Raw genomic sequence first — 24,508 nt, 5'->3', positions numbered from 1 at the left:
GGTTTCGATGGAGCAGTGCTTTCCCTTACTGGCGATTATGATGGGGTCTTAAATCAAGAAAAATACCAAAGTGCGAAACAATTTTTACCGAAAATGACACTGTATCAAACTATTACTGGTGGAAATCATGCTGGATTTGGAAGTTATGGGGACCAAAAAGGAGACAATCAAGCTAAGATTACTAATAGTCGGCAACAACAAGAAATCAGTACGTTGCTCATTCAGTGGTTAGAAACGTTATAAGAGAGAAAACGGCATGATTTTTCATGCCGTTTTTTTATTATACTTAGCGGATGTTAGCGAATATGATACAATAGAAAAAAAGCAAGGAGGCGGATTTTTGAAAGGACAAATTAGAAAAGCATTGAGTGGCTTTTACTATGTACAATCAGAAGGAGAACTGTATCAGACACGTGCACGTGGAAATTTTCGTAATCGTAAAATTACACCATTAGTTGGCGATGAAGTTGTATTTGAAAGTAGCAATTTGACCGATGGGTATTTGTTGGAAATTTTACCACGAAAAAATGAGTTGGTACGTCCAGCAGTCGCAAATGTAGATCAAGGTGTAATTGTGACCAGCATGGTGGAACCGAATTTTTCGTATAATTTATTAGATCGCTTTTTAGTAACCTTGGAATATACAGCTATTGAACCGATTATTTATTTAAGTAAAACGGATTTAATTGATGACAAAGAAAAAATACAAGAAGTAATCAATTGCTATGAAAGTATCGGTTATACAGTGATTGCGTCTACTGAAGATGAGAGAGCAACAAAAGAATTAGAACGACTTTTTCCCAATCAATTGACTGTTTTTATGGGACAATCAGGTGCTGGAAAATCAACGTTATTAAACCGTATTGTTCCTGAGTTGGATTTAGAGACAGCTGCAATTTCGGAATCATTAGGTCGTGGGAAGCATACGACTCGTCATGTAGAATTAATACCAATTGCCGATGGATTAGTTGCGGATACACCTGGATTTAGTTCAATTGATTTTCTAGAAATAGAAGCCCGTGAACTATCTAAACAGTTCCCTGAATTTGTTGAGGCATCTACGGATTGTCGTTTCCGTGAGTGTATGCATATCAATGAACCACAATGTGCTGTCAAAGAACGTGTGGCAAGCGGTGAAATTGCGCAAACACGTTATGATAATTATGTCCAATTTCTAGAAGAAATTGAAAAACGAAGACCCGTTTATCGAAAGAAAAAATAGGAGGAATTTTATGAAAATCGCACCGTCAATTTTAAGCGCAGATTTTGCAAATTTACAACGAGATATTGAGTTTGTTGAAAAACATGGAGCAGATTATATCCACGTCGATGTTATGGATGGTCAGTTTGTTCCGAATATTACGTTTGGTCCTAACGTCGTGAAGGCGATTCGTCCAATAACGAAATTACCGTTAGATGTTCATTTAATGATTGTTGATCCAGAACGTTATATTCATGATTTTGCGGTTGCAGGCGCAGATATTATTGGCGTACACGTGGAAGCAACACCGCATATTCATCGTGCGATTCAAATGATTAAGGCAGAAAATGTCAAAGCCGAGGTTGTGTTAAACCCTGGTACGCCAGTGGATAGTATCAAACATGTATTATCAATGGTGGATCAAGTCTTGGTTATGACAGTGAATCCTGGTTTTGGCGGCCAATCATTTATTGAAGAATCTCTGGATAAAATTCATGAATTAGCCGCATTAAGGGAAGAACATGGGTATCATTTTGATATTCAAGTGGATGGTGGAATTGTCCCTGAAACAGCCAAACGTTGCAAAGAAGCTGGCGTAAATGTTTTTGTCGCAGGTAGTTATATTTATGACGCAGAACAACCGGAAAAACAAATTCAATTGCTGAAAGAAGCGATTCAATAATGAAAGTATTAGTTGTGGGTGGCGCACCGGTTTCAACTTGGCCGTCGTTAGAAGAATATGAATTGTATGTAGGAATTGATCGTGGTGGTCTCTTTTTGATTGAACAAGGATTACCATTATCAATTGCAGTCGGCGATTTTGATTCCTTAGATGAAAAAGAGCGAGATCTCGTTTTTGCGGCAGCACAAGAAGTCAAACAATCACCTGCTGAAAAAGATGATACTGATACACAATTGGGTTTAGATTTAGTCTTGACCCGTTATCCTGATGCGACAGTAACGTTGATTGGTTTAACAGGTGGTAGAATTGATCATTTTCTAGCAAATTTATGGATGGTGTTGGAACCTCGTTTTATGCCACATTGTCAGCAATTATTCTTAAAAGACCAACAAAATAGTCTGCAGTTTCTGTTGCCAGGAACCCATACCGTCTATCAAGAAACAGGAATGACCTATTTGGCCTATTGCTGTTTAATGCCTGTTTCCAATTTGACATTAACAGGTAGTAAATATACACTAGAAAATCAAGAAGTTGCCTATCCTACTTCGTATGCAAGTAATGAATTTTTAACGAAACAAGCGCAAATTTCCTTTACCAGTGGAATTGTCGCCGTTGTTCAGAGTAAAGATAACTAAAAAAACTCCCACTAATGTTTTTCTCGAAAAAGTTTTCAAAAAAAGCATTAAGAGTGGGAGTCTTTCTTTTGTTTAAAGGGATTTAGTGGTACAATTTAAGCTATCAGTTTGAAATTTTAGAGGTGCTTCGGTGAAAAAATTTAATCCAAATAAAAATATTATTATTACCTTGATTATAGTTATTATTGCAGTAGGTTCATTAAGTTTAACTGTTGCCCAACGCGCAAAAGATGAGAAAACTTCCGTAGTTCAAGTTGTGATCAATGATTCAGTTGCGTTTGTTGATAAAGTCGTATTTGCACCAGCACGTTGGTTTGATAATAGCGTGCGTGCTGTACAAAATCTCCTTGTTACATATGAAGAAAATGAACGTTTGAAAGAAAAAGTGGACGCTTATGATGCAATGGATCGTCAAAATAAAGCGTATGAACGTGAAATTGCCGCTTTAAAAGAAGAATTAGAATTAAATGCTACATTAACCAATTATCAAAAAGTAACGGCGAATGTGATTACGCGTTCACCAGATTCTTGGCAAGATATGTTGGTCATTGATAAAGGTGCCAAAGATGGGATTGAAGTCAATATGGCCGTGATGGCAAAACAGGGCTTAATTGGTCGCGTATTGGAAGTCAATGCGATGTCATCTAAAGTCGAATTGTTAACTTCTGAGAATCAAACGAGCAACCATTATCCAGTGCGTATTAGTACGAAAAAAGGTGAAGTTTTTGGCTTATTAAAAGGGTATGATGTGACACGTGATGCACTAGTTGTCGAGCAATTAACTGGTAAAACACCAATTTCTAAAGATGATATCGTACAAACATCTGGTTTAGGGGGCAATTCTCCCGCAGATTTACTGGTGGGAACAGTGATTGAATCTGAAGTAGATAAATTTGGTTTAGATCAAAAAGTTTACGTAAAACCTTATGCCCATTCACATGACTTGTCAGTCGTTACTGTGATTGAACGAACAGTAGGGGATGAGTAAGTATGAACAAAGAATCCTTTAAATATTATGCAGCCCCAATGTTCTTTTTCTTGATGTTAGTCGATGCGCATTTAACTAGAACATTTGCTTCTTGGAGTCATGGAAATTATATTTGGAGTACGCATCTACTTTTATTATTGATGTTTTTTGCAGTTCCACGTTTATCTCAACGATATATGATTGTTTCAGCGTTAGTTATTGGTAGTATTTTTGATTTGTACTACATTGGTGTTTTAGGCATTTATGCAGTGGCGTTTCCTTTAGTAGTCTGGTTAATGTATTTACTAGAAGAAACTCTTTATAAAAATCTGCTCACCGAGAGCTTTGGTTGGATTATTTTGGTGACGAGCATTGAATTAATCACTTTAGGCATTCAATTATTGTTTAAATTAACAGCCGTCAATGTTGTTTATTTTGCAGCTCATTTCTTAGGACCAACGTTACTCGTGAATCTTGTACTGTTTGCAGTTTTATATTATCCATTATCGAAACTATTTTATCAAAAATAGTTTCTTTTTTTAGGAAAAAAATGAAAAGTTTTCAGAAAAACAAACAAATGTTCGGTTTAAATGAAATATATTTGTAATATTTCTTTTATTGTCCTGTCATATGCGTGTGTTACAATCGGTTTGTCGTTGAAACAAGATGTTTAAGAAAATTTAAACTAACTTAACTATTTATTAAATAAAACCAGTCGGAGGAATGAAACGTGAAGAAACGTGTACTTACCGCATTACTAACATGTTCATTAACACTTACAGCAGTTGCAGCACCAGTTGCAGTTTTTGCTGATGACTTTGATCAACAAATTGAACAAAAAAACAAAGAAATTAGTGACTTGCAAGCACAACAAGCAAGTATTCAAGATCAAATCAGCTCATTAGAAGGACAAATTTCTGATATTAATACCAAAGCTGAAGAATTAATTGCGAAACAACAAGAATTAGCTGCACAATCACAAAAATTACAAGAAGAAATTGCTGATTTAGAAGTCCGTATCGAAAAACGTGAAGAAGCAATTCGTAAACAAGCACGTGACGTACAAGTAAATGGTTCAGATTCTAACCTTGTTGAAGCTGTATTGAATGCTGATTCATTAACAGATGCAATTGGTCGTGTACAAGCGATGAGCACTATCGTGAACGCAAACAACGAGTTAGTTAACCAACAAAAAGAAGATAAAAAAGCTGTAGAAACGAAAAAAGCTGAAAATGAAGCAAAACAACAAGAAATCGCTGAAAATCAAACTGCGTTAGAAGCACAAAAAGGTGAAATCCAACGTAGCCAAGCAGATTTAGATTACTTAAAAGCTGATTTAGCATTACAACAATCTTCAAAAGAAGATGAGAAAAAAGGTATTCAAAAACGTAAAGCGGAAGCAGAAGCTGAAAGAGCACGTATTGCTGAGCAAGAACGTTTAGCAGAATTGGCACGTAAAGCCGCTGCAGAAGCAGCAGCAAAACAAGCACAAGTTGAAAAAGAAGCACAAGAAGCGGCGAAAGAGCAACAAGCGCAAGTTTCTTCTCAAGAACAAGTACAACAATCAACACCAGCGACTGAAGCTGTTGCAGAATCGACAACGGAAGCACCTGTTGCGAATGCAACAAGTGAAGAACCAGCTGCTGTAGAAACACCAGCTGAAACAAACCAAAATACAACACAAGATACACCAACTTCAACACCAGTAGTTGAAGAAAAAACAGTAGAATCAACTCCTGTTCAAGAAGTAGTAGAAACACCAACTGTTGAGACACCTGCACCAGTAGAGCAAACTCCAGTTGTGGAAACACCAAAAGTTGAAACGCCTAAAGTAGAATCTTCTGCGCCAACTGGATCAGTTGTTGCTGAAGCATACAAATACATTGGTGTACCATATGTATGGGGCGGAAAAGATCCAAGTGGATTTGACTGTTCAGGTTTCACAAGCTATGTTTACCGTAAAGCAACTGGCCGTGAAATCGGTGGCTGGACTGTTCCTCAAGAAAGTGCTGGATCAGTTATTTCTGTAAGCGAAGCAAAAGCGGGTGACTTATTATTCTGGGGTTCACAAGGTAGCACATACCACGTAGCAATTGCATTAGGTGGCGGACAATACATCCACGCACCAGCACCAGGACAATCAGTAACAGTAGCTTCAGTAGCTTACTTTGCACCAAGTTTTGCAGTAAGTATGTAATTTCAAAGCTGACGAATTTTCGTCAGCTTTTTTTATTTTATAAAAAATATGCGACAAATAATCCCAAACTTAAAAAGGGAACAAAAGGCAGTCGTTGTGGGGGCTGTTTCCGAAATAAATAATTTCCTAAAAAAACAACCAAGGCTGACAGACTAGCTACAAAAAGTAATAATGAGAACTGTTCTAGTGTTAGCCAAGGCACCCAAAAAGCTAATAACAACCAATCCCCCATTCCCATCGAATCACGCAAACTAAACCAAAAGAAGATCCCTAAAATCACAAGCAATAAAAACGTCGAAACATAAAAAGGTTGATGAAAATAAAACATGCCCCCCCATAGCAATAAATGAAGTGGGTAGAGAATTTTCGGTTCAACCAAAAAGTAAAAATAGTCAGTTAGCGACAGTAACGTGGCAGCTGTCAGCCAAACCAACGCAATGAACTGCATAAATGTCGATGATTGTGTGCAACAAAAATAAAAAATCCCGCCATAAATAATTTCCACTAACCAACTGATGAATGAAATTCGTTTTCCACAACGCTGGCAGTGAAAACATAGGAACAAACCAGAAATAATCGGGATTAATTCCCAAAAACGTAGGGTCTTTCGACAATGGTCACAACATGAACGAGAAAAAATAAAATCTTGTTTTAACGGAAGACGTTGTGCAACCACGCATAAAAAAGAACCTAAACAACTACCAAGTAAAAAGTAAATCATATTATTCCTCCTTTATCGTAAAATACGCAAAAAGCATAAAGGAATCGATAAAGAATCTTTGAGAAAATTTCTCAAATAGAGGGTTTCATTGTACATTTTAGGCAATCCGTACTATGCTAAATATGTAGAAAATTTTAAGGAGGAATCAGATATGAGATACGAAAAAACAAAAGAAATTTTAAATCAATTGGTTGCTGACTTAAGCCAATTTTCAGTTGTAATCCACCAAACTCATTGGTATATGCGTGGACCAGAATTTTTAACTTTACATCCTTTAATGGACGAATTTATGGATGAAATTAACGATCAATTAGACGTGATTTCAGAACGTTTAATTACTTTAGATGGCGCACCGTATTCAACATTACAAGAATTTGCTGATAACACAGGAATCAAAGATGAAATCGGCACATACGATCGTACGATTCCAGAACGTATGGAAAAATTAGTTGAAGGTTACCGTTACTTATCAGACCTTTACAAAGAAGGTATTGAAGTGGCTGGTGAAGAAGGCGACGATAGCACACAAGATATTTTCACTGGTTTCAATACAGATGTAGAGAAAAAAATCTGGATGATTCAAGCAAAATTAGGTTTTGCACCAAATATCGATCCAGCACATGAAAAAGTAAACTAAGAATTGAAGTAAGAAGCAGGCTTTTTGAAAGCTTGCTTCTTTTTTTCATTTTGTAAGAGAAAAACGTTGACTTTATGCATTATTCTAGGTAATATATTAAATGGTATTGTTTGCCCCACAAGAGCCCCGGAAACTCAAGTGTATGTCAAACATTCGAAATCGAAATTGGAGGAAAAAAATCTTGCGTACAACATATATGGCCAAAGCTGGCGAAGTAGAACGTAAATGGTATGTAGTAGATGCAACTGATGTTCCTTTAGGACGTCTATCAACTGTAGTAGCATCTGTACTACGCGGTAAAAACAAACCAACATTCACACCACACGTGGATACAGGTGATTTTGTAATCGTAATTAATGCAGATAAAGTAAAATTAACAGGTAAAAAAGCGACTGATAAAGTATACTACCGTCACTCAAATCACCCAGGTGGATTGAAATCAATCACTGCTGGTGAATTACGTGCTAAAAATTCTCGTCGTTTGATCGAAACTTCTGTAAAAGGCATGTTACCTAAAAACACTTTAGGTCGTGCTCAAGGCATGAAATTGCATGTATATGCTGAGGGAACTCATCCACATGCAGCTCAACAACCAGAAGTTTTAGACATTACTAACTTAATCTAATAGGAGGGAATTTCATTGGCACAAGCACAATATACAGGCACAGGCCGTCGTAAAAATGCAGTTGCTCGCGTACGTTTAGTACCAGGAACTGGTAAAATTACTGTAAACAAAAAAGACGTTACTGAATATATTCCACACGCTGACTTGCGTGAAGTTATCAACCAACCTTTCGGCGTTACTGAAACAAAAGGCGCTTACGATGTATTCGTAAACGTTAACGGTGGTGGATACGCTGGACAATCTGGCGCAATCCGTCATGGTATCGCTCGCGCTTTACTAGAAGTAGATCCTGATTTCCGTTTAGCTCTTAAACGCGCAGGCTTACTTACTCGTGATGCACGTATGGTTGAACGTAAAAAACCAGGTCTTAAGAAAGCTCGTAAAGCTTCTCAATTCTCAAAACGTTAATATCGTTTATATATCAACGTTTCAGACACTTTTCAATTTTTGGAAAGTGTCTTTTTGTCTTTTTACTAGATAAAAATTACCACCATTCAGCTTAAAAATAACATCTTTCATTGAAAAGTGATTCACCTAACGGACTACTAATTATATCGGGTGCATTAACATAATTTTTTGTAACGTGAGTATCACTATGTGTTAGAGCTTCCGAAATTTCTTCTAATGATTTCCCTGATTGTTTAGCCAATGTAGCTGCTGTGTGTCTTAATTTATGAGGGAAGCCGAATTTTATTTAGCAACGCTACACTGCGAGAAGGTCTTGCTTTGAAGTCAACCGTGGAACCGACGTGAGCCTGTAGTCTCACGTCTTTCAAGCTTCAAAGGCTCAGTTGCCAATAAAATTGGCAACTGAGCCTAATTCACATTGAATTCTATGCACGGTGACTACACAAGCCGTCTCTCCGTTACGCTAAAGCAGCTTTTTCAATCGTTAATAGCCTTCATGATATGAAACTGAAACAAATTTTCTTTTATTCTTAGCAGAATGAAATCACAAGGCTGCGAGGTCCCTGTGTTGAAATTTGGCAGATGTCAGTCCTACTTATTCAGATCTTTAATCCTTTTAAAAATAAACGATGAGCAGTGTCAGGTTGATCTCATTTTTGATAAAAATTGGCTAAAAAATGTCAGTCAATAAAACATAATTTCTAAACTTTTGACTGCTGTTTACTACATAGAAATATTGAATAGATACAGATATATCTGTAAAACTGATCTTCTGAAAGGACTGTCTGATTGGAATTAGCGATCAGTTTAAAGCAAGCGGCTTTGGAAATCCTCCATAAAAAAACAGCTTTTGAGAATCTTATGATAGAAGAAAGGTATCAGTCGGATGATTGACACTGTCTAGCCAACTACCGTACACTGGTGCCTATATCAAAGAGAGACATGGCTAGTTGTAGATACCCTGTAAAGACGAAAACCAGTCTAGAAAGCAGGAGGAAAAAACAGCTTCAAGGGTTCGCTTGTGAGTAAGAGAGCAAGCGGTGATCCTTTTATGAAGAGATGTTTAATGAAGGAGGACCAAATGAATAAAAAGGAACGATTCAATCAGGTGCTGTCAGGAGAAGCTAGTCAGTATCCGCTAGTAAGTAGTTGGCATCATTTTTTAGAGGCAGAGTATGAGGCGGAGGCTTTGGCTGAGGCAACGATTCAATTTGCACAGGAACACGATTGGGATTGGATCAAGATCAATCCTCGCGCTGTCTATCTTGCTGAAGCATTTGGAAATGTGTACGATCCTGATGATTATCGCGACGTATTTCCCAGACAGTTACAGCAACGCATTCAAACACCCGCTGATGTGTGGCAGGTGCCGATAGTCGAGGCGGCAACTTCTGCGCCATTACAAGAGCAGTTGCAAGCGGTCAAACAGATTCGTAGTGCCTTGCCAGAGATGCCACTGGTTCAAACACTTTTTTCACCTTTGACGATCCTTTTATTTTTAACAGGAAATACTTCCTACGTGAATCAAACGATGTATGGCAGTAACGCACCTCTCGATGTGAAAAAATTACTGGAAACCGAAGGCGCAGGTGTTCATCAGGCATTGGATCATATCACAGAGACGATGATCGACTATCTCAAAGAGTTAGAGAAGAACGGGATAGATGGGGTTTTCTATGCCGTGACCGGCACCGCAAATGAAGAATTATTTGCCAAAGAAATCTTCGATGAATTTTCTTTGCCTTATGATTTGCGAGTTCTAAAGGCTGTTGCAGGCAAACGATTGCTTCATACTTGTGGCGAATTTTCTCAGCCGGAACGTTTTGATGACTACCCGGTTGACGGAATCAGTTGGGATACTTATGCAAAAGGCAATCCGGATTTGTCGGTTCCGTTAAAAAAAGTCAAGATCGGTGGTCTGGATCATCAGTTGTTTGGGCAAGATAAACGAGAAACGATTCGGCAGCAAACGGATCAGGCATTGAAGCAAATGGAGGGCGTACCCTTTTTATTGACGCCAAACTGCGCCGTGCCAGTCAACGTGACGCCGGCTGAATTACAAGATATCAAAGAAAATGTGGAGAGAAAGAGGGAAAAGAGATGAAAAAATACCTGATTGGATTAATGGGATTGTCCTTGTTTGCGTTGAGTGCTTGCGGCTCAGGAACGACCCAAGTAGAAGAGGATAAAAATATCGTTGTTGGTTTTGGTGTAGGAACCTATGAAGAGCAATTTCGACAAGGAATCTTGCCGATTTTGGAAGACCAAGGCTATAGCGTTGAGATCAAGACACTAGGACATAACAACCAGGTGAACCCAGCGATGGCAGATGGTTCGATCGATGTTAGTATCTTCCAGAGTATTGCCTACATGGAAGGAGTCAATGACGAATTGAACATTGACATGACAGCAATCGCTTTTGCACCGAGCGCTCCACAAAGTCTACACTCTGAAAGACACACCTCCTTGGAGGAAGTAAGCGATGGAACGACCGTTGCTTTGCCAGATGATCCAGTCAACCAAGAACGTGCCGTACGTATTTTAGAAGATCTTGGCTGGGTAATAGTGGATGAAGATGCGGGAACGATCGACTTTGATGTCAGCCAAGTTCATCCAGGGGATTATGATATCGACTTCAAGATTTTGGATCCGGCGCAAATCCTCGTTTCTTTACCGGATGTGGATTATGGTGTGATCAACGGAAACTATATTGCCGATTCAGACAAAAAATTGACAGACAGCTTAAAAATTGAAAATACACCGGAAGAGCATCGCATCATTGTTTCGATTTTAAAAGAAAATGAAGATACACAATGGGCCCAAGATATCAAAGCAGCTTACGAATCACAAGAATTTGAAGACTATATTTTGTCGCAAGAAACATACGATGGCTTTATTTTTCCGGAAGCATGGGAAAATAATTAAGGGAGGAAGACGATGACTAAACGAATTCATTTTATCGGTGGTGGACAAATGGTCGAAGCGATCATTCGCCCATTATTAGCCAAACAAATCGTTTCAAAAGAACAGCTGACAGTCGCAGATATCAATACGTCACGAAATGTCTACCTGCAAGAGACCTATCAGATTCAAGCGCAGGCAGAGCAGGAGGAAGCCCTTCAGCAAGCCGACATTCTCGTGATCGGAGTTCGTCCGCAAGATGATCTGGCTGCCGTAGCTCAGGAGTTGCAGCAAAGCAAACCAGAAGCCGTGATCGTTTCGATTGTAGCGGGTGTCACGATCGAAAAATTGGAAGCCTTGCTAGGTGTTCCCCGGAGTATCGTCCGAGTGATCCCCAATACTTTGACTGACACAGGTTTAGGGTACAGTGGTGCCTCTCTCAATGAGTTGGCGAAGCAGGAAGAGGTAGACTTCTTCCTGACTGGCTTTGGCAAGGTCATGTACGTGGAAGAACGTTTGATCGATGTTTTCACAGGTTATGGCGTCGCCGGTGCCAACTATGTGTATTATTTTATTGAATCTTATACAGATGCCGGTGTGCTTGCCGGTCTGCCTAGAGAACAGGCCTGGACGATCGCACTTGAGAACACGATCGGTGCAGCCGCGATGCTGAAGCAAACAGGAAAACATCCTCGAGAATTATTGGATATCAATAATTCCGCTGGGGGTGTGGGCATCCATGCGCTGTACGAATTGAATGCGTCTGATTTTGCTGCCGGATTGCAGCGCAGTGTTCTACGTGCTGTTCAACGGACGACGGAGCTAGGAGAAGAGGGGGAGAAGTGATGGCGAGTATTAAATGGGATCATACGGTACATTATGTGAATGATTTGGATCAAGCCATCCAAACCTTTCAACAAGCGGGATTGGTCGCTGCATTTGGTGGTAAGCACACAGACTGGGGCACGTACAATGCTCTGAGTTATTTTGATTTGTCTTATCTTGAATTTTTGGGAGTAGAAGATCCTGGGTTAGCCAGTCAAGCAGACCCGCAACATGTCGTGGTTAATGATGCGGTCAAGCATTTGCCGCAAGAAGAAATCTTAAGTCGAGTAGCCTTGCGAACAGATGATATCGAAGCATTAGCAGTCCAACTAAAAGAACGTGGAGCTAAACTTTCTGAGATTTTTGACGGGAAACGTCACGATGCCGAGGGAAATTTGATTGAATGGCGTATGCTTTCTATTTTAGGAGACATAGACGGTTTGCCTTATCCTTTTGTTATCCAGTGGGGAGGCACAGAGGATCAACGCCGGAAACAATTAACCCAGGCGAAGGTGATCCAACAACATCCAGCCGGAGAATTGGCAATCGTACGTGCTGTTTTTGAAGTGGCTGATCCAGAAAAGGTGATTCAACAGTGGCAGCAGTTCCTTGGATTCCAGCAAGTTGAGATCAATGGAGAAGAAGCGCTTCAAGTCGGCAACCAGTCCTTTGTCTTTACCACGGGACCTGCCAATCGTTTGCAACAAATCGTTTTTGAAGGCAGTCCAGCATTGAAAGGGAAACAACTGACGATTGGTCAAGGAACGTATCTGTTTCAATAAAGTGTCTCAATTAGCCTCATTTGCAACAAAGGTTGGTTTTTGTTAAGGTAATAAAAAGACCTTTGAATAAGCGGTGAGGTGAAAGCAAATGATTTATCGGGACAAAAAATGGCTTCTAGTGCTGTATCTTTTTTATACGGCTATACTGATTGCCGGAACGTATGTATTTGGGAAACAAGCCTTGTCAGGTCGCCCCTTGTATTATTTGATCCTGCTGTTGTTATGGTTAGGTGTAGCTAAAAATATCTGGATTCTTGAAAAAAGACGAAGAGGAAAATAAACGAACACCCTGCAAATTTGGCTCTTTGTCAATAAGGACTGATGAAGAGGAATTTTATAAATCAGAGTAAGTAGAGAAATCGTCTTACTCTGATTTTTTTGTTTGGAATGGCAACCCTTTTTTTGACAAAAATTATAAAGTGTAAAAATCAGGTGCTTGTTATCTAATCCGATTTCGAATGCTGATTGGTGTCTCATATCCCAAAGAACCGTGTAACCGAAGATAATTCCACCAATTGACGTAATCAAATAATTGCAGTTTGAGTTGATTCAATGTGTCAAATGTGTTCGGATAAACAAATTCTGCTTTGAATGATTTATAGGTTGATTCTGCCACTGCATTATCATAAGTTCGTTCTCTAACTTCGGTAGATACCGTTCCATCTTCATTGTTTAAAAATACTTCTCGACGTAATGCGGAAAATTTTAACCGTCCAAAAGTTTTTTCTTTGTCGATAATAATTCCTTGTGCTAATCTCATGTGTGTTTTCCTCCTTTAAGCTTTGACCATATCATCTGCATGCAAAATATAATTCGTGAAACCACGTTCGCCAATCTTATAACCTTCTGCGACAATCCGTGGGTTGACTAGTTGAATCGTCTCTTCAAATTCAAAGAACTTTTCTCCAGCAGTATGAGGCAAAATGACTTCAATATCATCTGCACGTTGTACATCTGAATATAAGTTGTAACTACGAGAAACAGTGGTTAAGCGACCATTGACGCGTCGTTGTTCAACGTTTCCTTCACCCGCAAATTCTAAGTGTCCAAATGTGTCTTTCATAATCGGTACTACGTGTTTTAGTTCCATTGTTTTTCCTCTTTTCATTAAATTTTTTGATATTGAAAGTGAATGCAAAGTAGGGTTGATTCCTAAGTAACTGGGGGAGAACGTGGAATATTGTTCATATCATTCATTCCTTTCCACAAAAAAAGCAATCAAGATTTTTCTTGATTGCTTTCAATAGGCTTATTCTATTTCTAAATTCTGTATTTTTCCCTTAATTACATCTCTAACTTCTCTGAATTTATTCATAATTTCTTCTTCACTACCTATTGCTTTTGCAGGATCTTCTAATCCCCAATGGATATGTGTCGCTGTTTTAGGGATTACTGGACAATTATCTTTGGCATCTCCACAAAGGGTAATAATTAAATCTGCTTCATTAAAATATTTTTGGTCGATTAAATCCGACGTTTGAACCGTTATGTCAATGCCATCTTCTTCCATGATTTTAACAGCTCTAGGATTTAAACCATGTGTTTCAATACCCGCACTGCGAACTTCAAAGCCTTTATCAGTTAAATATTTTTTGCCATAGCCTTCTGCAATTTGGCTACGACATGAATTTCCTGTACACAAAAAATAAACTTTTTTCATCATTTCCTCAATTCTTCGCTGGTTCAAACCAACCGCGAGTTTTATTTACTAATTTTACAAGAAGTAACATCACTGGTACTTCTGTTAAAACACCTACTGTACATACAAGAACAACAGGTGAATTGACCCCAAACAAAGTAATTGCCACAGCAACAGAAAGTTCAAAGAAATCTGAGGCGCCTATTAAAGCTGCAGGTGCTGCTACATTATGTGGTTGTTTAGTCAGTTTACAAGCAAAATAAGCAAAATTTGCTGTAATAATATTTTGCAAAACTAGTGGGACGGCAATCATTAAGACATGCCAAGGATTACTGATAATAATACTTCCCTGATAGGTAAAAATAATAACCAACGTTAGCAGTAACCCAATCGTTGTAATTGGATCAAATTTAGGTAAAAATTTTGTTTCAAAGTAATTTAATCCTTTAAATTTAATCACTAAATAGCGAGTTAATGCACCACCAATCAAAGGGACTAAAACAAACAATGCTACTGAAGCAAAGAGAATCCCCCAAGGAACAAAAACATTGTTGATTCCTAGTAAGAGCGAAACAATTGGAACAAATAAAACGATAATTAGCAAATCATTAATTGATACTTGAACCAGCGTGTGCGCAGGGTCACCTTTCGTCAGATTACTCCAAACAAATACCATAGCCGTACAAGGTGCTGCTCCTAATAAAACTGCCCCAGCAACATAATCCCTTGCTAAATCTGTAGGAATAAAATTGCGAAAAACAACATAAAAGAAGAAGGTTGCGAGCCCAAACATTAAAAACGGCTTAATTAGCCATGCGGTAATACTTGAAATAGCTAGTCCTTGATAATTCTTTCGAACATCTAAAATAGATTTGAAATCAATTTTCATCATCATGGGAAAAATCATAATCCATGTCAATACAGCAATCGGAATATTCACATTCGCAATTTGAATCTTTTCTAATTCTTGAGAAAAGGAAGGGAAAAATTGTCCAATTAGTATTCCTAACATCATACAAAGTAAGACCCAAACCGTCAAATACTTCTCAAAAAAATTAATACCTGTATTTTCTGTTTCTTTAGCCATTTGCATTCGCCTCCGTTTTTCCTTTAGGAGAACATTGGCTTGTTTCATGACAAATACAACTAGATTCACTTGAGAAAAGTTGTTGCATAGAGCCATTAAACTCTTCTACAAAGGTTTCTGTCAGCGCATAATAATGCCAGAGCCCATTTTTTGTAACGCAAACAATACCTGCTTTTTCTAATACTTTCATATGGTGGGATAACGTAGGTTGGGTAAAATCAAAATGTTCTAAAATATCACAAGCACACATGGTTCCACACGATAAAATATCCACTATCTTTAAACGTTTAGAATCAGCTAAAGCTTTTAGTATTAAAGCTAGTTTTTCATAATTCATAATTGACACTCCTTATATCGACAGACATCTATGTATTAATATAGATGGTTGTCTATATAAAGTCAATTACTTAATAAAATTCTTTTTTATTAAATTATAAGATAGGTGCCATCTGATAGCTCAAAAGTATCTTCCAAAACACCTTGATCAGTTGGTTTTTCTTTTAAGTGTGTTAATTGATTTAATCGCTTTAAGGCATCTTCGTGAGATTCAAAGACATCCAAGTCAATCAATTCATCCAAATAGGGAAATAGGTCATAGTGACTGTTTTCTTCTATTAAGAGCGCTAAACGATTGAGTGTTAGAATATCTCGATCATCCATTAATCGGAAAGGAGCTTCCCAATCTTCAATTTCATAACTTTCATCTGTCTCCAGTTGTAACTTTTCTCTTAATTCATCTAATGATACTGCAAATGGGCATTAGAAGATGAATGATAGTAATTTCTTTTTGAGAATGCTTTGTGTATGTTTATCATTTTATATCAACATCTCAAGACACTTTCCACTTGGAAGGTGTCTTTTTTTATAAAGTGGTTTATTTTATGATAAGATAATAAATAAAATGTTTTGTATCCGTTTTCTATTATTTGGTGGAGGAAAAAAGCATGAATAAAGACGTAAAAGAACTCGCATTAGAACAAGTGAAGCAAAATGGAGGGCTGCTTTCTGTTGTACCAAAAGCGGTGATCGAAGCTCCAGAAGATTTGAGTGTGGTCTATACACCGGGAGTGGCGGCTGTTTCTACAGCGATTGTTGAGGATAAGGAACTAGTACGTGAATTAACGATGAAAAAAAATACGATTGCGATGGTCAGTGATGGTTCTGCTGTATTAGGGCTAGGAAATATTGGTCCTGAAGCGGCTTTGCCGGTGATGGAAGGAAAATCCGCTTTGTTTAAACGTTTTGGAAATATTGATACGATTCCTATTGTGTTAGCTACACAAGATGTGGAAGAAATTATTCAAACGGTCAAAGCAATCTCGCCGACATTTGGAGCTATTAATTTGGAAGATATTAGTGCACCGCGCTGTTTTGAAATTGAACGACGATTGAATGCTGAATGTGCTATTCCAGTCTTTCATGATGATCAACATGGAACGGCGATTGTTGCGTTGGCAGCGACGTTTAATAGTTTAAAACTAATTGGAAAGTCGAAAGAGGACATCAAAGTAGTGATTAATGGTGGGGGCGCTGCCGGAATTGCCATCACTCGAAAATTTTTAGCAGCGGGGATTCAACATATTCTTGTTGTAGATAAAACAGGGATTTTAAATGAACGAGAAAGTGAATCGTTGGTGTCACATCATGTAGAAATTGCTAAAGTGACGAATCGCCAATTTATTTCTGGTACGTTGCCAGATGCGTTGGTGGATGCAGATATTTTTATTGGGGTTTCACAAGCGAATGTCTTACAAGCGGAGTGGATTCAACAGATGGCGGAAAAACCTGTCATTTTTGCTTTGGCGAATCCAATACCAGAAATTTTACCAGAAGAAGCGTTAGCAGCAGGAGCATATATTGTGGGAACCGGGCGGAGTGATTACCCGAATCAAATAAACAATGTTTTAGCTTTTCCGGGGCTTTTTAGGGGAGCGTTGGATGCACAAGCAACGAAAATTACCGAGGAAATGCAGATTGCTGCGGCAGTAGCGATTGCTAATTTGGTTCCCGAAACAGAATTAACCCCAACGAATATTATGCCGAAAGTTTTTCAACAGAACGTAGCCGAAGTTGTCGCACGAGCAGTGATAGCTTCTGTATAAATGATGGACAAAAGAAGGGGCTATTAAACTAAAAGAATTTTCAGTATAATTATTGATAGAAGGGTTGGTTATACTGTGTAATTATTTTTGATTGCGCTTTCAATAAAATGGTTAAGAGGAGAGAAAAAGATGAGGAATCAACGACGGCTTACTAGAAGTGAAAAAAAGATTATTTTTGCTCTATTAGTTATACTATTGTTTATATCAATTATTAGTACGGGATATTTTATCGTTTACAAAGGACTGACAGCACCGAAAACCAATGATGTGCATGCCACAAATACGACAGCAACTAAAAATAATGAACCGAAAACAATTACAGTTACCGCAAGTGGTGATATGCTATACCACAGACCACTCTATTTGAGTTCGTTTGATGGCGTGAACTACGATTTTGCCAATGATTATGATCAAGTCAAACCACTGATTTCTTCGGCAGATATCGCATTAGGTGACTTTGAAGGAACGATTAATCCTAATAAAGAAATAGGTGGCTTTCCTTTGTTTAATGCTCCTCCAACGGTTGTTGAGAGTATAAAAGATGCCGGTTTTGATGTCATTGATTTGGCACATAACCATATTTTGGATACTGGTATTGAAGGGGTAACAACGACAGCAACGGCTTTTCATGATGCTGGGTTAGATACGATTGGTGTGAATGTTGGCGATAACGGCATTTTAGTAAAAGAAGTCAACGGTATCAAAGTGGCGATGTTAGCTTATTCGTATGGATTTAATGGGATTGAACAAAGCATTAGCCAAGAAGATTATGACAAATATTTAAACGATTTATCAATCGACAAAGTGGAAGCTGATATTAAAGAAGCGGAGAAAATTGCGGATATTACGATTGTTATGCCGCAATCTGGCGTAGAGTATTCGTTAGAACCCACTGTAGAACAGCAAACCGTATATCGACAAATGATTGATTTTGGTGCGGATATTATTTTTGGTGGACATCCACATGTTGCTGAACCGACTGAGATAATTGAAAAAGATGGTGAAAAGAAATTTATTATCTATTCGATGGGGAATTTATTATCAAATCAACGATACGAAACTGTTAATTACAATTATTGGACAGAAAGAGGCGTTATTCCGGAAGTAGAAATTACCAAAGAAGGCAAACGCACGTATTTGAGCAATATCACCTTACATCCAACTTGGGTTTCCAGAGAACCAATCGTGAATCATACCTATTATGATTTCGAGTATGGCGATATGCAGGCCTATGATTTTCAAGTGGTATTGGCAGAAGATTATTTGCCAGATGGAAAATATGCAGATCAAGTACCAGAAGTAACACGACAACGCATTGAAACAGCGTATCATGAAATGCTGAGTTTATTGAATTTGGAATGGTAGCAATAGATAAGAGACACTTTTTCAATTTGAGAAAGTGTTTTTTTATGTTTGTTTTGCTATAGCGCATAACTTTCTCTTTCATTCTGGTAAGGGAAATTTTATAATGAATATCTGATAATTATCAGAAAATTTGTATTTTTTGGTTGAAAGTGAAAAATAAAAAGATAGGTGGTTTCTATGAAAAAAATTGCAGTAATTGGGAGTAGTGGTGGAAATTTGCGGTCACAAGGTGGAAATGATCCGCAAAAAATGATCGAAGAGATTTTTGCACAAGCAAAATCAGCAGGCATTGAGGTAGCTGCTGTTCAATTTGTTTTGACAGCAAGTAGTATGGATAATGTATCGCTGGATGCGAAATCACAGCTCTTTACTTTAGATGAAACAGGACAATTAATCAGCAGCGATGAACAAACGTTATCAGAAATTAACGAGCAAGCAAAATTGATGGATCATCAGTTGGCACAGAAAATTTTAGATGGAGAAATTGATGGGTTATTGTTGCTAAGTTGCGACCCTAAAGACGTCAATCGGCAAGCATTACTTGCCTCTGCGCAAAAAAAGATTCCTGTGACTGGAACAGGTGGGACATCGATGGCTGATGCGGCTAGTTTGGGTGTACACATTATTGCCCAATCTGGCACAACAGGAACAACCAATCGGACACGTGCGATTTCAGCTATGTCTGCTTTTGCGAAAGAATGGCAATTAACCTATAAACCGGTGATTGGTAGCAGTAGTGCGCAACGTGAAGACAATGTATTTAAGAGAATTAGTTTACGTGGCATTATGATGGCGGCGATGCCGGGATTTATTGGTATGGCGTTGAGCTTGGCTTTAAGTAAATTACCCGGTTTGTCAGGGTTAGAGGAGATTTTCACCATATTGGTTGGTTTCTTACCAGTCATCGTTGCTACGATTGCAGCAAAACAAATTTCTGGAATGGATGAAGTCGGAATTGTTGCGGGTGTCTTAGCGGGCGCATTAGCAGTGGATGGTGGCATTATTGGGGGAATGGCTGTCGGGATTCTTGCCGGAATTTTAGTGTATTATATTAGTAATTTTTGTTTTAAGCATGGAGTTCCTGGAACGACAACGAATATTGCAGCCGGGGGACTGTCTGGTTTATTCGCGGGATTAGTGGGCAAATATTTGTTGTCACCAGTAGCATTAATGCTTGGCAATGGGATTAAACAGGCAATTGATGCTGTCTTAGCATTTAATCCAATTTTAGCTGGCACTGTTGCTGGGGCACTTATTTGGTTTGCAATTATTGGTGGTGTCTATCACGCAGCTATTTTACCGATTGTTTTATTAGAAATGGAAGCAACAGGATTTAGTTTTTTAGGTGCCATTGACATGGTCTGTCTCGTAATTGTCTGTGCAGGAATTCAGCTAGCGTACATTATTAAGCCGAGAAATGCAGGAGACCGACCAACGGCTACCGCTAATATCTTTATCAATTTGCTCTTTGGCACGTTTGTAGAAGCAGCGTATCCCTTTATGTTTTCGAATAAAAAAGTCTTTGGTGGGACTATTTTAGCTGCAACGTTAGCCGGTACGCTTGTCGGACTCTTGAATGTACGTACAACTGCTTACGTCCCTGCATTCATGGCACCTTTAATGTCGAATGATAATTTAATTGCTACAATCCTTGTCATGGTGTGCGCTTTTGTGATGGCTTGTGTGTTTACCTTGTTGGCGAGTTTGGGTGGGAAACAGAAAGATTGATTTTTATATGGAATGTAAGAGTAACTTCAATAAGTTAGCGATAGTCTGAACTTATTGAAGTTGTTTTTTTGTTGAAATGTTGTAGGAATGACAAAGTAAGGCTGGTAAACCACTCCAATCATTGCTAATATTAGAGTAAAACTTACGATGGGGGAGAGTGTAAGTTGGTAGAACAAACATCAAAAACACTTTATCAAGCATTATGGAATAGTGCAGATATATTGCGTTCAAAAATGGATGCGAATGAGTACAAAAATTATTTATTAGGTTTAGTTTTTTATAAGTATTTATCAGATAGACTTCTTTATCATGCAGCAAATCTTTTAGAAGAAGAGGTAACTGACCTTAACGCTGCTCAAAAAGTTTATGAAGTTGCTTTTGAAGATCTTGAGATTAAAGATGATTTGATTGATGAATTGAAATATGACTTTTCTTATGCTTTAGAACCACAATTAACTTTTACGGCAATGGTTCAAAAAGTCTACAAAGGTCGCTTTGAATTAGAAGATTTAGCACAAGGATTTAGAAATATCGAACAAAGCAGTGAATTATTTGAAAATTTGTTTGAAGATGTTGATTTATATTCAAAAAAATTAGGCGCAACCCCACAGAAGCAGAACCAAACCATTTCAGCAGTGATGAAAGAATTAGCTTCTCTAGATATTGCACATGAAGGGGATGCGTTGGGCGATGCGTATGAGTATTTGATTGGACAGTTTGCTTCTGACTCAGGCAAAAAAGCGGGTGAATTCTACACTCCTCAACCAGTATCTACGTTGATGACGCAAATTGTTCTAGCTGGTAAGGAAAATCAAAAAGGATTCAGTGTGTATGATCCAACTATGGGATCAGGTTCTTTATTACTGAATGCGAAAAAATATTCTAATGAACCAGGAACGATTAACTATTTTGGGCAAGAATTAAATACATCTACGTATAACTTAGCGCGAATGAATATGATTCTACACGGTGTAGACATTGCGAATCAGCATCTACACAATGGTGATACCCTTGATGCAGATTGGCCTACAGAAGAACCAACGAACTTTGACGGTGTATTAATGAATCCACCATATAGTGCAAAATGGACAGCTGAAAAAGGATTTTTAGATGATCCACGCTTTGCCTCTTACGGTGTTTTAGCACCAAAATCGAAAGCTGACTTTGCTTTCTTATTACACGGTTATTATCATTTGAAAGATACTGGTGTGATGGCTATTGTATTACCGCATGGTGTCTTGTTCCGAGGTGCAGCAGAAGGAAAAATTCGTAAAATTTTACTTGAAAACGGCGCGATTGATACAGTGATTGGGCTTCCTGCAAATATTTTCTTTAATACAAGTATTCCTACAACGGTTATTATTTTGAAGAAAGATCGTGAAAAGAAAGATGTCTTATTTATTGATGCGTCAAATGACTTTACAAAATCTAAAAATCAAAATTTATTGGAATCTGAACACATTGAGAAAATCCTAGAAACATATACGAAACGTGAAGATGTAGAAAAATATGCACATGTCGCAACATTTGAAGAAATTGTCGAGAATGATTTTAATTTAAATATTCCACGCTACGTTGATACTTTTGAAGAAGAAGAACCGATTGATATGGTTACTTTAAGTCAAGAAATAGTTTCTTTGAATAAAGAAATTGCTAAAGCAGAATCAGAATTTTTATCTATGTTGGATGAATTAGCTATTACGGATACTTCGAAAGAGCTGATTGACGCTACTAAGGCGGTGTTCTCTCGTGAGTAAGAACATCCAGAAAAAAGTTCCAGAAATACGATTTTCTGGATTTGATGACGATTGGGAACAGCGTAAGGCAAAAGAATTATTTATTCCTAAAGCCGACAAAAATCAACCTGAACTACCAGTCCTGTCTGTTACACAAGATCATGGAGTGATATATCGAGAGCAAGTAGGAATTGACATTAAGTATGATAAGGCAACTCTTAAGAATTATAAGGTGATTCACCAAGGTGATTTTATAATTAGCTTACGATCTTTTCAGGGCGGATTTGAACTCTCTGACAAACTTGGTATTACTAGTCCTGCATATACTATATTTGTTCCTAAAAATATGAATAGTCAAGATAGTTTATTTTGGAAGACTAAGTTTAAAACATTTACTTTTATAGAATCATTAAAAACAGTCACGTTTGGAATTAGAGATGGAAAATCTATAAGTTTTTCTGAGTTTGGAGATTTAAAGCTATTTTACCCAAAAATTATTGAAGAACAAAAAAAAATCGGTGCTTTTTTCAAGCAACTCGACGATACTATCACCCTTCATCAGCGTAAAATCGAAGCCTTAAAACAGATGAAGAAAGGCTTTTTGCAACAGCTTTTCCCAGAACAAGGAGAAAGTATCCCAAAACTTCGATTTGCTGATTTTAAAGAAGAATGGGAACAGCGTAAGTTGGGGAAATTATATCAAAGAAATACAGAAAGAAACAAAGGTCAATTTGGGTCAGAGAAAACAATCTCTATAGCGACTATGCGATTCAAGCCTGAGGGAAATGGTGCAGCAGAAAATTCATTGAACGGATATAAAGTTCTTCGTATTGGAGATATTGCTTATGAAGGGCATACTAGCAAAGTATTCTCATTTGGTAGGTTTGTTCTTAATGACATTGGAGATGGGATTATGTCACCTCGATTTACGACTCTCAGACCAATTATATCTATGAACATTTTCTTTTGGAAACAGTACATTATTTATGAGCCGATTATGAAGCATGTACTCGTAAAGTCTACAAAACTAGGAACTATGATGAATGAGTTAGTTTTGGATGATTTCTTTAAATGCAAAATATTTGTCCCTTCAGATAACGAGCAGGAATGGATAGGAGAGTTTTTCAAGCAATTAGACGATACCATCACCCTTCATCAAAGAAAACTTGACCAATTAAACAAACTAAAAACCGCTTTTTTACAAAAAATGTTTATTTAACCCAATATTTACACAAAAATAATCCCCCTAGATAATATGTGAGATGGTTTATTCATCGACTTATTATCTAGGAGGTTTTTTATTATGGTAGCAAAAAAAAGAAAAGAACAACTGTTTCACGAGTACTTTAAAGAGTGGGTAAGTCTTTATAAAGAGGGCGCAGTTCGTTCAATTACTTTGCAAAAATATCATATTGCAGAGCAAAGATTACAAGAACTTGTCCCCCACTTAAAATTAAAAGAGCTTACCCGTACGAATTATCAGCAATTACTGAACGATTATGCATCTACACATGAAAAACAAACTACTATGGATTTTCATCATCATTTGAAAGGCGCTATTTTGGATGCAGTTGATGATGGCACACTTACTCAAAATCCTACAAGAAAAATCGTTATCAAAGGTAAAGCACCACGACCTAAAAAAGCAAAATTTCTCAATCAATTTGAAGTACAAGCACTATTGAAAGAACTTGAATTAACGGAAGAGATTAATTGGGATTGGTTTATTCTATTGATTACAAAAACAGGACTCCGCTTTTCAGAAGCACTAGCATTAACACCAAATGATTTTGATTTTTCCCAACAAAAGATAACTATTAATAAGACTTGGAATTATAAAAAATCAAATGGTGGCTTTCAACCAACTAAAAATGAATCTTCAAAAAGAAAGGTACAAATCGATTGGCAGTTAGCTATGCAATTTTCACAATTAATTAAAATGAGAGAATCTGAAAAACCAATTTTTATAAAAAATAGAGTGTTTAACTCCACCATTAACAATCGTTTGAAAGTATTATGCAATCGCGCAAATGTCCCTATTATCACTATTCATAGTTTACGACATACACATGCTTCTTTATTGTTGTTTGCCGGTGTTTCAATTGCCAGTGTAGCCAATAGATTAGGGCATTCTAGCATGACAACAACCCAAGAAACTTATCTACACATTATTCAAGAATTAGAAAATCAAGACAATGATAAAATTATCCGACATTTATCACTGTTAATGTAATAAAAAAATTCCACCTAGACTTAGAATAAACTAGGTG

Annotated in this window: 27 protein-coding genes and 3 pseudogenes (1 of these 30 only partly in view); 21 read left to right on the top strand and 9 right to left on the bottom strand. The window is 37.6% G+C overall.

What is annotated here, in order from left to right; all coding sequences use genetic code 11:
* The 7 genes from PYW32_RS13120 to PYW32_RS13090 form a co-directional block, all read left to right on the top strand.
* Positions 1-243, top strand: partial view of an alpha/beta hydrolase gene (locus tag PYW32_RS13120; protein WP_016173823.1) — the final stretch only. 480 nt of this gene lie to the left of the window's left edge; only the last 243 of its 723 coding nucleotides appear in the window; its start codon lies beyond the left edge, outside the window; it ends in the stop codon at positions 241-243.
* A 97-nt stretch (positions 244-340) separates the two neighbouring features.
* Positions 341-1,222, top strand: a complete 882-nt coding sequence (gene rsgA, locus PYW32_RS13115; RefSeq protein WP_035010267.1) for a ribosome small subunit-dependent GTPase A — start codon at positions 341-343, stop codon at positions 1,220-1,222.
* 10 nt (positions 1,223-1,232) lie between these two features.
* Positions 1,233-1,883 carry a ribulose-phosphate 3-epimerase gene (gene rpe / locus PYW32_RS13110; RefSeq protein ID WP_016173825.1) on the top strand — a complete coding sequence of 217 codons (651 nt, stop codon included), beginning with the start codon at positions 1,233-1,235 and terminating at the stop codon, positions 1,881-1,883.
* Positions 1,883-2,518 carry a thiamine diphosphokinase gene (locus tag PYW32_RS13105; RefSeq protein ID WP_016173826.1) on the top strand — a complete coding sequence of 212 codons (636 nt, stop codon included), beginning with the start codon at positions 1,883-1,885 and terminating at the stop codon, positions 2,516-2,518. Before rpe ends, PYW32_RS13105 begins: the two co-directional genes overlap by 1 nt.
* 130 nt (positions 2,519-2,648) lie before the next feature.
* Positions 2,649-3,506, top strand: a complete 858-nt coding sequence (mreC, locus tag PYW32_RS13100; RefSeq protein ID WP_016173827.1) for a rod shape-determining protein MreC — start codon at positions 2,649-2,651, stop codon at positions 3,504-3,506.
* Between the two features lie 2 nt (positions 3,507-3,508).
* Entirely contained in the window at positions 3,509-4,015 is a 507-nt protein-coding gene (gene mreD, locus PYW32_RS13095) for a rod shape-determining protein MreD (protein WP_016173828.1), read from the top strand.
* A 200-nt stretch (positions 4,016-4,215) separates the two neighbouring features.
* The gene (locus tag PYW32_RS13090; protein ID WP_016173829.1) at positions 4,216-5,682 is read left to right on the top strand and encodes a C40 family peptidase; all 1,467 of its coding nucleotides are present in this window, start codon (positions 4,216-4,218) and stop codon (positions 5,680-5,682) included.
* Positions 5,683-5,719: 37 nt separating this feature from the next.
* On the opposite strand, the gene PYW32_RS13085 is transcribed toward PYW32_RS13090, so the two are convergent.
* Positions 5,720-6,403, bottom strand: coding sequence for a prepilin peptidase (locus PYW32_RS13085; protein ID WP_016173830.1), 684 nt, complete (start codon positions 6,401-6,403; stop codon positions 5,720-5,722).
* A gap of 151 nt (positions 6,404-6,554) precedes the next feature.
* Between PYW32_RS13085 and PYW32_RS13080 the strand changes: the two genes are divergently transcribed.
* From PYW32_RS13080 to rpsI, 3 genes are all read left to right on the top strand, one after another.
* Positions 6,555-7,040 (top strand): Dps family protein, encoded by a 486-nt coding sequence (locus PYW32_RS13080; RefSeq protein ID WP_035009969.1) that lies wholly within the window; start codon positions 6,555-6,557, stop codon positions 7,038-7,040.
* A gap of 178 nt (positions 7,041-7,218) precedes the next feature.
* Positions 7,219-7,665, top strand: coding sequence for a 50S ribosomal protein L13 (rplM, locus tag PYW32_RS13075; RefSeq protein WP_338070869.1), 447 nt, complete (start codon positions 7,219-7,221; stop codon positions 7,663-7,665).
* A gap of 15 nt (positions 7,666-7,680) precedes the next feature.
* Positions 7,681-8,073, top strand: a complete 393-nt coding sequence (gene rpsI, locus PYW32_RS13070; RefSeq protein WP_016173833.1) for a 30S ribosomal protein S9 — start codon at positions 7,681-7,683, stop codon at positions 8,071-8,073.
* 91 nt (positions 8,074-8,164) lie between these two features.
* On the opposite strand, the pseudogene PYW32_RS13065 reads toward rpsI, so the two are convergent.
* A pseudogene (locus tag PYW32_RS13065) lies at positions 8,165-8,344 on the bottom strand (tyrosine-type recombinase/integrase); the annotation flags it as partial.
* An 810-nt stretch (positions 8,345-9,154) separates the two neighbouring features.
* Here PYW32_RS13065 and PYW32_RS13060 point away from each other — a divergent pair.
* The 5 genes from PYW32_RS13060 (at position 9,155) to PYW32_RS13040 (ending at position 12,861) form a co-directional block, all read left to right on the top strand.
* Positions 9,155-10,177, top strand: coding sequence for a uroporphyrinogen decarboxylase family protein (locus PYW32_RS13060; RefSeq protein WP_016173834.1), 1,023 nt, complete (start codon positions 9,155-9,157; stop codon positions 10,175-10,177).
* A complete protein-coding gene (locus PYW32_RS13055) occupies positions 10,174-10,998 on the top strand; it encodes a MetQ/NlpA family ABC transporter substrate-binding protein (RefSeq protein ID WP_016173835.1) in 825 nt (274 codons plus the stop codon). Before PYW32_RS13060 ends, PYW32_RS13055 begins: the two co-directional genes overlap by 4 nt.
* A gap of 12 nt (positions 10,999-11,010) precedes the next feature.
* Positions 11,011-11,820 carry a pyrroline-5-carboxylate reductase family protein gene (locus PYW32_RS13050; RefSeq protein WP_016173836.1) on the top strand — a complete coding sequence of 270 codons (810 nt, stop codon included), beginning with the start codon at positions 11,011-11,013 and terminating at the stop codon, positions 11,818-11,820.
* Positions 11,820-12,581, top strand: coding sequence for a VOC family protein (locus PYW32_RS13045; RefSeq protein WP_016173837.1), 762 nt, complete (start codon positions 11,820-11,822; stop codon positions 12,579-12,581). The genes PYW32_RS13050 and PYW32_RS13045 overlap by 1 nt, the downstream gene beginning before the upstream one ends.
* An 88-nt stretch (positions 12,582-12,669) precedes the next feature.
* Entirely contained in the window at positions 12,670-12,861 is a 192-nt protein-coding gene (locus PYW32_RS13040; RefSeq protein ID WP_016173838.1) for a hypothetical protein, read from the top strand.
* A 159-nt stretch (positions 12,862-13,020) separates the two neighbouring features.
* On the opposite strand, the pseudogene PYW32_RS13035 reads toward PYW32_RS13040, so the two are convergent.
* The 7 genes and pseudogenes from PYW32_RS13035 to PYW32_RS13005 form a co-directional block, all read right to left on the bottom strand.
* Positions 13,021-13,209 (bottom strand): annotated as a pseudogene (locus PYW32_RS13035) (IS3 family transposase); the annotation flags it as partial.
* Positions 13,204-13,341: pseudogene (locus tag PYW32_RS13030) on the bottom strand (DUF961 family protein); the annotation flags it as partial. The pseudogenes PYW32_RS13030 and PYW32_RS13035, both read right to left, overlap by 6 nt.
* Before the next feature lie 15 nt (positions 13,342-13,356).
* Positions 13,357-13,671, bottom strand: coding sequence for a YdcP family protein (locus tag PYW32_RS13025; RefSeq protein ID WP_016173840.1), 315 nt, complete (start codon positions 13,669-13,671; stop codon positions 13,357-13,359).
* Between the two features lie 159 nt (positions 13,672-13,830).
* The gene (gene arsC, locus PYW32_RS13020; RefSeq protein WP_016173841.1) at positions 13,831-14,241 is read right to left on the bottom strand and encodes an arsenate reductase (thioredoxin); all 411 of its coding nucleotides are present in this window, start codon (positions 14,239-14,241) and stop codon (positions 13,831-13,833) included.
* 7 nt (positions 14,242-14,248) lie between these two features.
* Positions 14,249-15,307: an ACR3 family arsenite efflux transporter gene (gene arsB / locus PYW32_RS13015; protein ID WP_016173842.1), complete on the bottom strand. Its 1,059-nt coding sequence runs from the start codon at positions 15,305-15,307 to the stop codon at positions 14,249-14,251.
* Positions 15,300-15,644, bottom strand: a complete 345-nt coding sequence (locus tag PYW32_RS13010) for an ArsR/SmtB family transcription factor (RefSeq protein ID WP_016173843.1) — start codon at positions 15,642-15,644, stop codon at positions 15,300-15,302. Before PYW32_RS13010 ends, arsB begins: the two co-directional genes overlap by 8 nt.
* Before the next feature lie 89 nt (positions 15,645-15,733).
* Positions 15,734-15,967: a hypothetical protein gene (locus tag PYW32_RS13005; RefSeq protein WP_016173844.1), complete on the bottom strand. Its 234-nt coding sequence runs from the start codon at positions 15,965-15,967 to the stop codon at positions 15,734-15,736.
* Positions 15,968-16,251: 284 nt separating this feature from the next.
* On the opposite strand from PYW32_RS13005, the gene PYW32_RS13000 reads away from it, so the two are divergent.
* The 6 genes from PYW32_RS13000 (at position 16,252) to PYW32_RS12975 (ending at position 24,471) form a co-directional block, all read left to right on the top strand.
* On the top strand, positions 16,252-17,409 hold the full coding sequence (locus tag PYW32_RS13000; protein ID WP_016173845.1) for an NAD(P)-dependent malic enzyme: 1,158 nt from the start codon (positions 16,252-16,254) through the stop codon (positions 17,407-17,409).
* A 129-nt stretch (positions 17,410-17,538) separates the two neighbouring features.
* A complete protein-coding gene (locus PYW32_RS12995) occupies positions 17,539-18,774 on the top strand; it encodes a CapA family protein (protein WP_016173846.1) in 1,236 nt (411 codons plus the stop codon).
* Positions 18,775-18,951: 177 nt separating this feature from the next.
* The gene (locus PYW32_RS12990) at positions 18,952-20,502 is read left to right on the top strand and encodes a hypothetical protein (RefSeq protein WP_016173847.1); all 1,551 of its coding nucleotides are present in this window, start codon (positions 18,952-18,954) and stop codon (positions 20,500-20,502) included.
* Positions 20,503-20,666: 164 nt separating this feature from the next.
* Positions 20,667-22,259 (top strand): type I restriction-modification system subunit M, encoded by a 1,593-nt coding sequence (locus PYW32_RS12985; protein WP_016173848.1) that lies wholly within the window; start codon positions 20,667-20,669, stop codon positions 22,257-22,259.
* On the top strand, positions 22,252-23,457 hold the full coding sequence (locus PYW32_RS12980; protein WP_016173849.1) for a restriction endonuclease subunit S: 1,206 nt from the start codon (positions 22,252-22,254) through the stop codon (positions 23,455-23,457). The genes PYW32_RS12985 and PYW32_RS12980 overlap by 8 nt, the downstream gene beginning before the upstream one ends.
* Before the next feature lie 84 nt (positions 23,458-23,541).
* Positions 23,542-24,471 carry a site-specific integrase gene (locus PYW32_RS12975; protein ID WP_016173850.1) on the top strand — a complete coding sequence of 310 codons (930 nt, stop codon included), beginning with the start codon at positions 23,542-23,544 and terminating at the stop codon, positions 24,469-24,471.
* Positions 24,472-24,508 lie beyond the last annotated feature (37 nt).

This window comes from Enterococcus saccharolyticus subsp. saccharolyticus (assembly GCF_029023825.1).
GTDB classification, from domain to species: domain Bacteria; phylum Bacillota; class Bacilli; order Lactobacillales; family Enterococcaceae; genus Enterococcus_F; species Enterococcus_F saccharolyticus.
The sequence above is the reverse complement of the archived record's forward strand: the minus strand, read 5'-3'. Positions and strand labels throughout refer to the sequence as shown.

Coding starts and splice junctions, on each gene's coding strand:
- rpe (WP_016173825.1), top strand. CDS start 1,233: ATGAAAATCGCACCGTCAATTTTAAGCGCAGATTTTGCAAATTTACAA.
- PYW32_RS13105 (WP_016173826.1), top strand. CDS start 1,883: ATGAAAGTATTAGTTGTGGGTGGCGCACCGGTTTCAACTTGGCCGTCG.
- mreD (WP_016173828.1), top strand. CDS start 3,509: ATGAACAAAGAATCCTTTAAATATTATGCAGCCCCAATGTTCTTTTTC.
- PYW32_RS13085 (WP_016173830.1), bottom strand. CDS start 6,403: ATGATTTACTTTTTACTTGGTAGTTGTTTAGGTTCTTTTTTATGCGTG.
- PYW32_RS13080 (WP_035009969.1), top strand. CDS start 6,555: ATGAGATACGAAAAAACAAAAGAAATTTTAAATCAATTGGTTGCTGAC.
- PYW32_RS13060 (WP_016173834.1), top strand. CDS start 9,155: ATGAATAAAAAGGAACGATTCAATCAGGTGCTGTCAGGAGAAGCTAGT.
- PYW32_RS13055 (WP_016173835.1), top strand. CDS start 10,174: ATGAAAAAATACCTGATTGGATTAATGGGATTGTCCTTGTTTGCGTTG.
- PYW32_RS13050 (WP_016173836.1), top strand. CDS start 11,011: ATGACTAAACGAATTCATTTTATCGGTGGTGGACAAATGGTCGAAGCG.
- PYW32_RS13045 (WP_016173837.1), top strand. CDS start 11,820: ATGGCGAGTATTAAATGGGATCATACGGTACATTATGTGAATGATTTG.
- PYW32_RS13040 (WP_016173838.1), top strand. CDS start 12,670: ATGATTTATCGGGACAAAAAATGGCTTCTAGTGCTGTATCTTTTTTAT.
- PYW32_RS13025 (WP_016173840.1), bottom strand. CDS start 13,671: ATGGAACTAAAACACGTAGTACCGATTATGAAAGACACATTTGGACAC.
- arsC (WP_016173841.1), bottom strand. CDS start 14,241: ATGAAAAAAGTTTATTTTTTGTGTACAGGAAATTCATGTCGTAGCCAA.
- arsB (WP_016173842.1), bottom strand. CDS start 15,307: ATGGCTAAAGAAACAGAAAATACAGGTATTAATTTTTTTGAGAAGTAT.
- PYW32_RS13010 (WP_016173843.1), bottom strand. CDS start 15,644: ATGAATTATGAAAAACTAGCTTTAATACTAAAAGCTTTAGCTGATTCT.
- PYW32_RS13005 (WP_016173844.1), bottom strand. CDS start 15,967: ATGGATGATCGAGATATTCTAACACTCAATCGTTTAGCGCTCTTAATA.
- PYW32_RS13000 (WP_016173845.1), top strand. CDS start 16,252: ATGAATAAAGACGTAAAAGAACTCGCATTAGAACAAGTGAAGCAAAAT.
- PYW32_RS12995 (WP_016173846.1), top strand. CDS start 17,539: ATGAGGAATCAACGACGGCTTACTAGAAGTGAAAAAAAGATTATTTTT.
- PYW32_RS12990 (WP_016173847.1), top strand. CDS start 18,952: ATGAAAAAAATTGCAGTAATTGGGAGTAGTGGTGGAAATTTGCGGTCA.
- PYW32_RS12975 (WP_016173850.1), top strand. CDS start 23,542: ATGGTAGCAAAAAAAAGAAAAGAACAACTGTTTCACGAGTACTTTAAA.